Below are 11,973 nucleotides of genomic sequence, written 5' to 3' on the forward strand. Positions count from 1 at the left end.
TTGGTTTTTTAATAAGAGTTCACAACATAAATGCTTAAAAATATTCGTTTACATATTGAAAAAGATGAACAAAAACAGGCACGGTTAGAAGATCAGCTAGCCAATCACATTCTTGAAACCCAACATGCGAATCTTAACGCGTTCCAAAGAAATGTCCCTTCACTAATTAATTATATAAAATCTACCGATTTAGCTAACTACTCCCTGTTTATTAATAAATATGGTGAACACAATATAGTCGATTACGGACAAGGCCGGACTTTATACGGATTTCATCCAAAACAAGAAGTTTTAGAGCAGTTAGTTAAAAAACAACAGCATTCACCGCAAATATGGCTAAATAACAACGAACAAATTGCAACAAGTAATGCTGATGAAGAAGATATAAGCAGCATTGAATCGCTGCCGAGCGTAAAGTTGCATGAATCTCTGGAGCCATTACCAAAAGATATAGAATGTTTAGTAATTTTAGGCTGCGGACTAGGCCTACATTTAGAACCTTTACTTGAACAGCACAATATTAAAAATATCGTAATATACGAACCAGAGTTTCAGTTTTTTAAATGCTCAATGATGGATACTTGCTGGAGTAATATATTCTCCTTGATACAAAAAAAAGGCACTTCAATATTTCTGCAGCTTGGTAAAGACGGTAGAGACTTAGTTAAAGATGTAAATGAATTGGTGCAGCACTGTGGGATATCGAGTTTTCATTTATATAAGCATTATAATCATCAAGTATTTGACTCTCTAGAATTGGATATTAGTACTCGTAATTGGGGTGATATCGAAGACACTGGCTTTTCAATCCAAACTAAAGAAAATTACCTAGACTATGTGACAAGTTGGACACCTAACATAGAACTAAAAACCCATACTTTACTGCAACCTGGCAACGAAAGGCTCTTAAAAAACCTCAATGCTCTGAAGAAATATTTTCCAGATATTTATGATGAGTTTAAAAATTACAGGCCGCAAAAATGGCTTCCAATTGAAAACAGCAACGGCGAAGTAAATTTATTACATATTAAAGATTTACACTCTTGGTATGGTGAGTCACCTAAGTATGAGTGTGTACTTAACTTTGAAAACTTCAATGAACAACCTAATAAAGACGGTTTAGTACTAGGCTATAAAGGAACAAAGTTAGCCCACTACATCCACTATCAATTTGTAAAAGAAACGGAAGAACTACTGCAAAAAGCTGAAGAAGAAGTGGGCGCATTACCAGATAAAATCGCCTCTATTATTATGTTTGGGTTAGGAGCTGGGTATCAACTAGAAAAATTACTAGATGAGCACATAGTAGAAAAGCTCTTTATTTGTGAGCCTAACCCTGACTTTTTTTATGGCTCACTCTTTGCTATTGACTGGCAGGAAATATTTGAAACTGTAGAAAAATCTGAATCTCGTATTTATCTTAATATTGGCGATGATGGCACGAACCTATTTAGAGATTTATTAAACCAGTTCTACTCCATTGGCCCCTATATTTTAAGCAGTACCTATTTCTATCAAAGTTACCACAACGCCTCATTAAACTCGGCTATTAGCCAGCTCAGAGAACAGTTGCAAGTGGTTATCTCAATGGGCGAGTACTTCGACCATGCTTATTACGGTATAGCCCATACAAAAGAAGGCATGAAACGTAAAACTCCTATTTTAACGGCAAATCCAGCAGACAAACTTAGTTATGATGATAAAGAAGTACCAATATTTATTGTAGGTAATGGTCCATCTTTAGATAGTTCAATTGAAGCAATAAAAGAATGGCAAGGTCAGAGCATTGTTGTTAGTTGTGGTACTGCATTACAAGCTTTACATAGGCAGAACATCACACCAGATTTTCATGCAGAAATAGAGCAAAACCGCAGTACCTTTGACTGGGCCGTATTAGTAGGTGATTTGGAGTACTTAAAAGACATTACTTTACTCTCATGCAACGGTATACATCCAGATACATGCGAACTATATAAAGACGTGATGGTGGCATTTAAAGAAGGCGAGTCTTCTACTGTATCGGCTTTAACTGTTTTAGGCCGTGAAAACTATGAGGTACTGCAAAACGCCTTCCCCACGGTAAGTAACTTTGTATGTGATTTATTTAGCTGCATGGGGTTTACCAGCATTTATTTAATTGGGGTCGACTTAGGCTTTGTTAGTGTAAAACATCATCACTCAAAATCCTCTGGTTATTACCAAGAAGATGGGCAAGAAACCTATGACTACTCAGAGAAAAATAACACCTCTTTGATTGTCCCCGGAAACTTCCGTCCAACGGTCAACACCAAACACGAATTCAAAGTATCAAGGCAAGTTATTGAGCAAGTAACAGCCGCAAAACCTAAAGCACAATCTTTCTATAACTGCAGCGATGGAGCTAAAATACAAGGTACATTGCCAATAAGGCCTGACGACCTTTTGATTGTTGCAACATTTGAACAAAAACAACGAACTTTAGATGTATTAAAGACTACAGTATTTTCTTCAAATGGATTAGAAAACTATTCAGAAAAATTCGAAAGGCAATTTTCACAAGAATTACTGCTACAAGAAATCAGTGCTTTTGACACTTTGCTAGAAAAAGAAATCACCTGCGCTGAAGATTTAGAGTTTATTATTAATAAACAAAAAGAAATGTTATTCACGTCCTATAAAACAGGTAAATCGCTATTGTTTTACTACTTATATGGCACGGTTAATTACGCAAATGCGGTTTTGACTAAACTATTAACGAATAGAGTCGACATTCTTGATATTCAGGATATCTGTTATCAAGCAAAAGAAAAATGGTCACAAACCATTGATGTTATTAAGCTAGTAATTTTAAGTAGTGGCATTGAAAACTTCGATACGTCCCACTTTAATTTTGTTGCTCGCGATGAAATGCTTTGGGGTAAATCACTTAAAAATCGTGCATTATCTATTGAAACTGACTCCTCTACATTTCGAAAAAACATAGAGTATTTGATATCAAAACGGTTTCCGTTCTTAACACTGCAGTCTGATATCTCTGATACAAAACCTGATTATCAAGTGCGCTATTTCAAAGACAAAAATAGCGCACGTATAAAATCACCTAAGATTGCTAGTCGCGGAACAATTCTAATAAAAGAATTATCATCATTAGAAGAACTTTCAAAATCAATTAATAACGATATCACAATGATGCCGCTCTTCTTTGGTAGGAATCAAACGCTGAATAACGAATATTTTATGGCTAACACAGCCTTAAGAGCGTTGATGAATGAGCACAGTTGCCACCTAATATTGCCAAAGCACATAATTTTAAACAGTAAAGACATAAATTCGCAATCACCAATTCAGATTGGAAAAAACGTTAGTATAATTGATTTTTCGAATTATATTTTGCTATGCGATTCTCGTCAAAAAGCGATAAATATAATGGGTACCGGTGGATCTAGGGGGAAAGTAGTAGTACAAAGTTTAAAAAATGAAGACCTTGTGCTCAGGCGAGTAGACAATGAAGAGTTAACAAGATTACAAAGGCTCATCAGAAGTTTCACGCGTGAAAAGCAGCTGACTTGAACAGGTTAACTTATGGCAACAACTTTCTCTAATCTCAATTGCAGCAGAGCTGAAATTTTAATTTACAAACGATTGTCACTACGATAGGAATAATTAAACATATTGAGAAAATAGGCAATGAGCTGATTAATTAACAATACCAACTAAAATTTATTACGTGAAGAGAAGTCGTTCATTGAACAAAGCCTTTAATACCTCAAAGATAAATTTCAAAGTTTCCCACTGCAAAATATGCAACACACAAGAACAGAGAAATCGTTTTATCCTCACATTTCATGACAAATACATTCTAGTGAACGGCAGGAACACCTGCCGACTTGTCACTTCCTTTAAAGTCGCAAGAATGTGATTACAGACGTCAGTTTCTAACCTCACGGTAAAGTAGATTGAAAAAACACATCGGACTATTGATTGAATAATGGCATAACGAAATGCAATTGGGACAACCTTTATATTACCAAATAGAAGAATTTTCTAATCGCCAAGGATTCGAAATTTTTGACAGTAGCAGATTAGTTGGCTGGAAACATAAATATCTTGGTGAAATTGAGTTATCTGATAAAACACAATACATTGGTTATGAAATGCAGTTTATTAAAAAGGACGTGCATGAGTAATTTCTATTTAAGAAAACCTTTATCCTATCTTTATTTAAATTTAGTAATGCCGCAAAAACATACTAAAAAAAACTCGGTTAACACCTCGCCCATATTCGATACAATCACAAAAAAACAAATGTTGAATCGAAATTAACAACTACAACCATAAATAAGGGTCTCAATAGCCCCCCAAATAAACTCCATACTGACTAAAATACAAAAGATTTAGTCAGTACCATAAAACCTGGATAATGGTGAATGGAGAACATGTTAGGGCTTAAATTTGAAAGGTTATAACTTTTACTCAGATGTAGTGATTTCATCATTTGCGCTTGAAATTGGTTAAATTGCTCGCCGTTATTATTTGCTTTAGTTGAGCGAGTTAAATTGTGTTCATAATAATTATTCTGTAAGTCTTCGATAATATAAAACCCAGTTTTACGTAAGTACTTTTGTAAGAATAAAAAAGTATTAACATAATCACTTATTAGGTGACTGCCATCATCAATTATCAGATCAAAACTCTCAAACTTTTTAGTTATAGTTGCCAATATTTCAGTATCATCCTGCCTTCCTTGAAAGAACTCATATCGAGATTGGTCGTGCACAGCAAATTCACAAGGTTCAATGTCGAGACCTACAACAAAAGCGTTTGGAAACCGTTTTTGTAGCATATTAATCGAACCACCGTAACGCACACCAATTTCAAGGATACGTAATGAAGAATATTGATCTAGAAACGATAAAAATTTTTCGTATATGTGCAAATAACTGTGACCATGCGTCGCAGAAGGCATGGTTTTATCGGTATTACAACCCTGAGCAATCTCAAATAATGTCGGCATTACAGATCCTTATATTTATTAAAAAAGTCGACATTAGTTTATCTAACGAAATCGACATACATAGACATACCTGGACGAGTTCTATCAAATTGAGAGCCGACCATATCTTGGGAAATACTACCTTGATACTTACTATCAACAATATGTTTAAAGCCAATTTTTGCTCCCATTTTTTCAAGTTTATTAAATGTCCAAAAATTAATATGATTTCCTATATTATCTAAATCGAACACTAAGCCTTGAGTTAATTCATGAAGAACTTCATCCATTCTATCAGGCGTCCACTTAGCTTGGTCAACAAAATCCTCTCTGACTCTTGGGGTCGAAATTTCCCTGATTAAAAAGTCTCTCTGCGTCAAATTATTTAAATATTTTTGTGGAAAATTTTGCCTAAACCAATCTCTCCTCCAAAACCAAAAATCGTTATCAAAAAGACAGGTTTTATACAGAAACTCAGCATCTGGGCAAGCGATTCGTAATACACCGTCAGGCTTTAGCTTACGATAGGAGTTTTCTAAAAAGCGTTCTACCGCATCATTTTCAATGTGTTCTATAACATGCGAACAATAAATATTATCAACCGTCGAATCATTATAAGGTAAGTTATCCTTTCGAATATCATACTCAACAAAGTCTAAGTCTTGGTGATGTTGATTATACCAATCTGAAGTAACATCTAAGTTTATAAATGCATCAATTGGTGCCCCCCCAGCTCCTACATTTAAATTCACTTTTTCAGTGGTTTCTAATAAACAAGCAATCTCAACTAATTGCTTTTTTTCATTCAACAAAGGGATACACTTGATAATAGGCGTCATGAAACGACTAATTATTTGGTCTGAAAGAGAGGCTTTTAAAACGATAGATTGTTTATTGCAAACATCACCGGCTGTGACGCTTTCTTGATCTATTTTACCGGCAAGTAAATCTCCTTGGGTGATGCTGCCAACAAATGTGAAATCAGCCTCAACGACAAATAAAATCCTTTTATTAACCCTTGCTAGTTTAGAGGCTACTTCATCGTTAGAAAGCGTTCTACCAACAATGTGAGCATCTAAAGGTAAACGAAAAATCTGCACGGTTCCTCCTTATTATTTTTACCAGACACATCTGCCACCATCTAAAACCATAACCTGACCATTCATATACCGAGAAGCATCACTAGCTAAAAATTGAATAGCACCATGATACTCATCAATATTTGCCATTCTCCCCATTGGAATTAATTGATTAATTTTTTGTATAAATTGGGCTGGCTGTTGTACCTTCACACCACCAGGGGCTAATGCATTACAACGGACTATGGTTGGCCAGTAGGTCGCTACATATTTTGTTAACCCAATCAAACCGTGTTTAATAACAGAATAAGTAACAGGTTTTACGGGTTGTTGATCGGATGGCAAACTATGATCTTCATAAAGTCCCTGATTTGGAGCGATTACTCCAAGATCTGAAGCGATATTAATAATATTCCCAGTTCCTCTTTGTGCCATTAAACTTCCAATATGTTTACAACACAACATAGCACCAGTTAACCCAACCGAAATTTCTTTTTGCCATTGGTTGAAATCAAAGTTTTCTAAGCGAGATAGGTTTTTACTTCCTGTTGAATCAACTTTTGCATCTATAGCTGCATTATTAATCAGCACCAACTGCTGTTCTTCTAATGATTCCCGTCTTAAGCCTTCACAAAAATCAGCAACTTGATGTTCATCGGTTATATCTACTTGGTATATTGCGCTTCGAGTATTGGCTGGCAGACTTTTTTGGACACAATTCAAGTTTTGCAAATCAATATCAACCAGATCCAAGGTAGCTCCATGAGCAGCTAATGCAATAGCGTGCTGTTGACCCAGTAATCCGGCTGCACCTGTAATAATCACGCGTTTGTTTTTCAAATTAAATTCATTCATCAACTGCGCCCCACTATTTGACCACCATCAATAACCAGGTTTTGTCCCGTTAACTCAGGTGTATTTGCAATAGTTAACACTATGTTCGCTATTGATTTAGGCTCAATAAAACAATTCATTGGTACATTTTTGGCGATATAATCCAATGTTTGCCCTTGGTCTTTTTGCAGTTTTTCATCCCATGTACTGCCGTCAAACATCACGTTGCCTGGTGAAATACAATTAAACCGAATACTTTGTTTGGCAAATCGCAATGCTTGTTCCTTCATATACATATTCAGCGCTGCTTTTGCACAGGCGTAAGGGGTAGGCGCACCTAAGGGAGCTGCCCCCGCAATTGAACTTATGAATACAACTGCAGATGGCTGACTTAAGTGGGAGATAAATTCCTGACAAAAAGTAACAGCTGAAAAAAAGTTAACACCCATGGCCTGATTATAAACATCAATATTAATGTTTTGGCTGTTAGGATATTTCCCCGAACCAACGTTTGACACCAAAAGTTGAATAGTTTGGTGTCGAGTTTGGAGCTGCCTTAACCAACTGATATAGTTTTCAGTGCAATTTATATCACCTACAAGACAACTTACGTTCGGCGATATAGCAGTAAGCTTTGCGTATGCTTGGTCACACTTTTTCTGGCTCCTGCCATTGATATAAACATAATAACCAGCGCCTAATAATTGTTCAGCAATGCAATATCCTATACCGCTCGTTGAACCGGATATCACTGCTACTTTTTGGACTTCCACTAATACCATTGCTGCGTAAACCAATTAATTTGTTTTCTAACACCTGTCAAATCATCAATAAAAGACTCCGCTCTTGCAGCTTGAAAAATAAGTGGTCCAGAAAAATTGATAGATTTAAGCTGAGCAATAACAGACTGAAAATTAGCGTCTCCGGTGCCTAAAATTACTGAGCCGCCGTTCAATGTTCTATCTTTAATGTGCACATTACTTATTCTATCCCCATACAGGGTGAACTCCTCGTCAGGACAGAATCCTAAACTTGCTGAGTTTCCGATATCATAATTAACCCATATGTTATCTCTGCCCAACATATTGAGTAATGAATTAAACGGTTTGGGTGGAAGGTCAGTTTCAAGATTAAGCCTTATCCCTAAACTCGACGCATACTGACATACTGGTTTTAATAGCCTGACAAACTCATCCGTTTTACTAGTGAAATTCTGCAAGCTAGACCTATCAACACAGGGAATAACAATATCTCTGATACCCAGTTTTAAAGAGATAGTGATTAATTGATTAAGTAGCTTTAATGCATGTGCTGCGCTGTTACCAATAAACTGCATATCCATAAATACATCAGCGCAAAGCGTCTTGACTCGTACACCACTTTCATCACTAATCTTTTGAAGTTCTGCTAACCCATCATGACTTAACAATGGATTGTCCTCTAGATACCAACTGTCAACTATAAACTCAATCAAGCTTAAACCAAGAGACTTAGCGACAAAAAACTCACTCTGCCAGTGACCGTTGGGATGACACTGATAACGTCCCTGGTAACGTGGTGTTAAACGTCCTTGCATCATACCAAATTCAATATTCATCTAACTGTCCAGCCCCCATCTACAGGGATGACCTGACCATTTATATATTGGCTATCCTCAGCTAATAAGAGTGATAAAATTCCGAGTAAATCTTGCGGTCGTCCCACTCTATTGTTACAGGTTTTGGCTACCAGTCTTTGCATAAACTCATTGTCTGTTGTCGCATTTTCACTAGAAAATTCAACATTTGGAAAAGAGCCAGGCGCGATAGCATTGCAGCGAATTCCATACGGCCCCCAAAAACTAGCCACGTACTTAGTCATATATTCCATACCTGCTTTTACCATGCCGTATGAGATAGGATTCGATATTGACTTACCCTCATACAAACTGGGATCAGGCGCGACGCTGGCATACATCGATGATATGTTGACTATCGCTCCAGCTTTGCGTTTGTCTATAAGATAGTTACCTAACTCTTGAATCAGTACAAAAGGACTAAATAGCCCACAGCCAAAGGCATTGTCAAACATGCTAATATCATGTTTTGCCAATTGTCCTTGAGGGGTGTTAAAACCACTCTGCGAATTTAACGGGTAGGCATTATTGACCAAACCAAAAATATCGTACTGCTGAAGCAGTTCGTGCATTACTGATTTAACTTGGATAACATCGTGCAAATCTATTACCTTTTTAATCACCTCACTAGAAAACAAACTATCTAACTTAGCCTGATCTCTGCCTATTGCAATTATTTGGTATTTAGCCTTTAAGTGCTCTACAAAGTACCGTCCAAAATATCCTGTTGCTCCAGTTACCATTACTATTGGTTTCAATTCATTCCTCGCATAATGGCTTCGCAAAATTCAAAATCAGCTATATCGTCAATTTGTTGTGATGCGATTTTTTCCATTGGATATAAGCTGATTTTTCCGCCTAGCCTATTTCTATTTTTTATCAGCACTTCAGGTTTAAAAATGTAAATAGAGCCGTTCTCTAAATACCGTGTTGGCAAATCTTGTCGCCTCTGCCTATTGGTATAATCAAAATTGTGGGAGTTTGCGACAGCACCTTTTTTTTCCCATACAAAATAATCTGTTAGCGCCTGAACAGAAAGCAAGCTATCACTTGAATCTTGAATAATAGTATCGATAGCATCATCGACATCGTTGGCGAGCCTGATGGGTGATGTACATTGTAAAAACACCACATAATCTACTTTTTTTTCTTTAATTATGGTGTTCATAGCATGAATCAAAGCCGCTTCAGAAGAGGCTGTATCTGTCGATAGATTATCTGGTCGCAAAATTGTATTTGCACCATAATGTTCAGCGACGCGTAAAATGTCTGCACTGTCAGAGGATACATACACACCTGCATTCACTTTAGACGACGCTTTAGCTTGGAGTACACTCCATGCTAATAATGGTTTGTCCGCAAAGTTTTTTATATTTTTACTTGGTAGGCCCTTAGAACCACCGCGAGCAGGAATAATACAAACAATATTCATTCACCAACACCAAATATCTGAGCGACTTCACGCATAACACCTTCTCCACCTGCTACCGGAAGCACAAAATCACTTATCGCTTTGATGCGAATATGTGAATCATTTGGGCAAACTCGTATACCAGACAGCTTCATTGCTTCTAAATCGTTAATATCGTTACCCACAAACATGATATTTTGGGCTTGCAAATGATTATCTTTTAAAAATTTTCTGATGAACTCTGCCTTATTTGAGCAGTTATGCACACAAGGTATATCTAATTTTTTAGCTCGCTCACAGACCACCGGATTCGCTTCGGTAGAGAGGAGCATCGTCTTAAATTTTGCCAGCTTTAATTGTTGGTTACCAATCCCATCAGCACGACTACACCTGACACTTTCGATACCCTCTTGGTTAACCCAGACTTTGTTATCAGTTAATACTCCATCAAAATCAAATATTATATGTGACACATATTGGAGTTTATTTTGGAGTTTATTCGCTGAAGGATTAATCGGTGTAGTTATTTGATCAGAAACGGGTTTTATGTTTTCAATCCCATAGATATGCTGTTCTAACACAAAACATAAAAAATGGTATATTGGTAAATGTAGCTCTTGAATCTTATGGGTTTTAACAGCGGGTACTCTAATGCTAATGTCGGCCCACTGATGCAACTCTCCACCAGATTGCCCAGTTAGCAGAATGACTTTTACACCCATGCTTTTCGCCACTTGTGCAGCAGCTACAATATTTTTTGAATTACCAGAAGTTGAAAGCGCAATTAAAACATCACCTTGGCGGCATAAACCATAAAGTTTTTGCGCAAAAGCATATTGATAACTCACATCATTGGCAAAAGCTGTCGCAAAAGCTATGCCCTCCGTTAGAGCTATTGCCTTTATCGCCCCTTCAAGATGATTAACTAACTCATCACCCATTTCACCTAACGTATTGATAATTTTTTGATGATCACTTGGCGGTAGAGGTCGTTGAAAAGCAAAGCTCTTCATTAACTCACCAACTATATGTTCTGCGTCTGCTGCACTCCCACCGTTTCCACATGTAAAAATGGTGCCACCTTTTAACGTTGTAGCTAAAAGAACTTGGAACGCATCAAAGAGCACCCCAGAATTTTCAGAAAGCAGCGGGTAATCATCAATAAATTCAGTTAAGCTTTTTTTAAAACGTTTATCCATTAAGCAACCAAATCAGCGGTTCGCTTTAACTTCGCTGCGATAGGAACTTCAGCATCTAAAATACGTTTTATCCCATCCCCCATTGCCGATTCAACCACACGAATATCTCTCACTAATTTTTGAAACCCTTGGGGTTCTACTGATGCGGATTGATCCGAACCATACATTGCTCTGTCTAGGGTGATGTGCCGCTCAATTGACGTAGCGCCGAGTGCTGCAGCGGCTACTGAGGTTGATAGACCAATTTCGTGACCACTGTAACCAACATCACACTGATACTGCTCGCGTAAAGTTGCAATACAGTTCAAATTCAAGTCTTCAGGTTTCGCTGGATAGGTGCTGACGCAATGCATTAATTCAAATGAACAATTTGTCTTTTTAAATATGTTAACCGCAGCCGTGATTTCTTCGCCACTGGCCATGCCTGTAGAAATAAAGGTATGTTTACCTTCGGATGCAATTTGCTCTAATAACGCTATATGGCTGATGCGTGCAGAGGCTACCTTATTGTACTGGCAGTCAAACTTTTCCATTTGTTTTTGTGCAGCTAAGTCCCAAGCAGAAAAAAACCACGCTACCCCTGCTGCTTTACAATATGAGTCGATTTCCCAAAATTCTTTATCATTGAATTCAAGCCCCTGTTTCTGCTCTCTATTTGTTCGTCCCCAGGGGCTCTCTCTTGGTGTATCTAATTCTTCCGCTGTATAAACAAGATCTAATGTTCTTTTTTGAAATTTTACCGCATCACAGCCAGCTTGTTTTGCTGCATCAATCAATTGTTTCGCTATGGCAATATCTCCATTGTGATTAATGCCAATTTCCGCGATTATAAAAATACTCATAAAACCTCTTTCGCAATTTTG

Annotated in this window: 11 protein-coding genes; 2 read left to right on the top strand and 9 right to left on the bottom strand. The window is 37.2% G+C overall.

The window, feature by feature from the left end; translation table 11 throughout:
* The first annotated feature begins 30 nt into the window (after nt 1–30).
* Together ABJE44_RS08450 and ABJE44_RS08455 are read left to right on the top strand one after the other, a co-directional pair.
* On the top strand, nt 31–3,549 hold the full coding sequence (locus tag ABJE44_RS08450) for a 6-hydroxymethylpterin diphosphokinase MptE-like protein (RefSeq protein ID WP_348111604.1): 3,519 nt from the start codon (nt 31–33) through the stop codon (nt 3,547–3,549).
* Nucleotides 3,550–3,980: 431 nt separating this feature from the next.
* A complete protein-coding gene (locus ABJE44_RS08455) occupies nt 3,981–4,166 on the top strand; it encodes a hypothetical protein (protein WP_348111605.1) in 186 nt (61 codons plus the stop codon).
* Between the two features lie 191 nt (nt 4,167–4,357).
* On the opposite strand, the gene ABJE44_RS08460 is transcribed toward ABJE44_RS08455, so the two are convergent.
* The 9 genes from ABJE44_RS08460 to ABJE44_RS08500 are packed head-to-tail and all read right to left on the bottom strand — an operon-like array spanning nt 4,358 to nt 11,952.
* Nucleotides 4,358–4,993: a class I SAM-dependent methyltransferase gene (locus ABJE44_RS08460; protein ID WP_348111606.1), complete on the bottom strand. Its 636-nt coding sequence runs from the start codon at nt 4,991–4,993 to the stop codon at nt 4,358–4,360.
* Between the two features lie 38 nt (nt 4,994–5,031).
* Nucleotides 5,032–6,072: a methyltransferase domain-containing protein gene (locus tag ABJE44_RS08465; protein WP_348111607.1), complete on the bottom strand. Its 1,041-nt coding sequence runs from the start codon at nt 6,070–6,072 to the stop codon at nt 5,032–5,034.
* A gap of 18 nt (nt 6,073–6,090) precedes the next feature.
* A complete protein-coding gene (locus ABJE44_RS08470) occupies nt 6,091–6,906 on the bottom strand; it encodes an SDR family oxidoreductase (protein ID WP_348111608.1) in 816 nt (271 codons plus the stop codon).
* A complete protein-coding gene (locus tag ABJE44_RS08475; protein ID WP_348111609.1) occupies nt 6,906–7,658 on the bottom strand; it encodes an SDR family oxidoreductase in 753 nt (250 codons plus the stop codon). Before ABJE44_RS08475 ends, ABJE44_RS08470 begins: the two co-directional genes overlap by 1 nt.
* The gene (locus ABJE44_RS08480; RefSeq protein ID WP_348111610.1) at nt 7,658–8,482 is read right to left on the bottom strand and encodes a sugar phosphate isomerase/epimerase family protein; all 825 of its coding nucleotides are present in this window, start codon (nt 8,480–8,482) and stop codon (nt 7,658–7,660) included. The genes ABJE44_RS08475 and ABJE44_RS08480 overlap by 1 nt, the downstream gene beginning before the upstream one ends.
* The gene (locus ABJE44_RS08485) at nt 8,479–9,258 is read right to left on the bottom strand and encodes an SDR family oxidoreductase (protein ID WP_348111611.1); all 780 of its coding nucleotides are present in this window, start codon (nt 9,256–9,258) and stop codon (nt 8,479–8,481) included. The genes ABJE44_RS08480 and ABJE44_RS08485 overlap by 4 nt, the downstream gene beginning before the upstream one ends.
* Nucleotides 9,255–9,932, bottom strand: coding sequence for an acylneuraminate cytidylyltransferase family protein (locus tag ABJE44_RS08490; protein ID WP_348111612.1), 678 nt, complete (start codon nt 9,930–9,932; stop codon nt 9,255–9,257). The genes ABJE44_RS08485 and ABJE44_RS08490 overlap by 4 nt, the downstream gene beginning before the upstream one ends.
* Entirely contained in the window at nt 9,929–11,110 is a 1,182-nt protein-coding gene (locus tag ABJE44_RS08495) for an SIS domain-containing protein (RefSeq protein ID WP_348111613.1), read from the bottom strand. Before ABJE44_RS08495 ends, ABJE44_RS08490 begins: the two co-directional genes overlap by 4 nt.
* On the bottom strand, nt 11,110–11,952 hold the full coding sequence (locus ABJE44_RS08500) for an N-acetylneuraminate synthase family protein (protein ID WP_348111614.1): 843 nt from the start codon (nt 11,950–11,952) through the stop codon (nt 11,110–11,112). Before ABJE44_RS08500 ends, ABJE44_RS08495 begins: the two co-directional genes overlap by 1 nt.
* Between the last annotated feature and the right edge of the window lie 21 nt (nt 11,953–11,973).

Source organism: Paraglaciecola sp., assembly GCF_039942875.1.
GTDB lineage: Bacteria > Pseudomonadota > Gammaproteobacteria > Enterobacterales > Alteromonadaceae > Paraglaciecola.

Bases quoted from the DNA above. Each gene is read 5' to 3' on its own strand.
- ABJE44_RS08450 (WP_348111604.1), top strand. From the start codon at position 31: ATGCTTAAAAATATTCGTTTACATATTGAAAAAGATGAACAAAAACAG.
- ABJE44_RS08455 (WP_348111605.1), top strand. From the start codon at position 3,981: ATGCAATTGGGACAACCTTTATATTACCAAATAGAAGAATTTTCTAAT.
- ABJE44_RS08460 (WP_348111606.1), bottom strand. From the start codon at position 4,993: ATGCCGACATTATTTGAGATTGCTCAGGGTTGTAATACCGATAAAACC.
- ABJE44_RS08470 (WP_348111608.1), bottom strand. From the start codon at position 6,906: ATGAATGAATTTAATTTGAAAAACAAACGCGTGATTATTACAGGTGCA.
- ABJE44_RS08480 (WP_348111610.1), bottom strand. From the start codon at position 8,482: ATGAATATTGAATTTGGTATGATGCAAGGACGTTTAACACCACGTTAC.
- ABJE44_RS08490 (WP_348111612.1), bottom strand. From the start codon at position 9,932: ATGAATATTGTTTGTATTATTCCTGCTCGCGGTGGTTCTAAGGGCCTA.
- ABJE44_RS08495 (WP_348111613.1), bottom strand. From the start codon at position 11,110: ATGGATAAACGTTTTAAAAAAAGCTTAACTGAATTTATTGATGATTAC.
- ABJE44_RS08500 (WP_348111614.1), bottom strand. From the start codon at position 11,952: ATGAGTATTTTTATAATCGCGGAAATTGGCATTAATCACAATGGAGAT.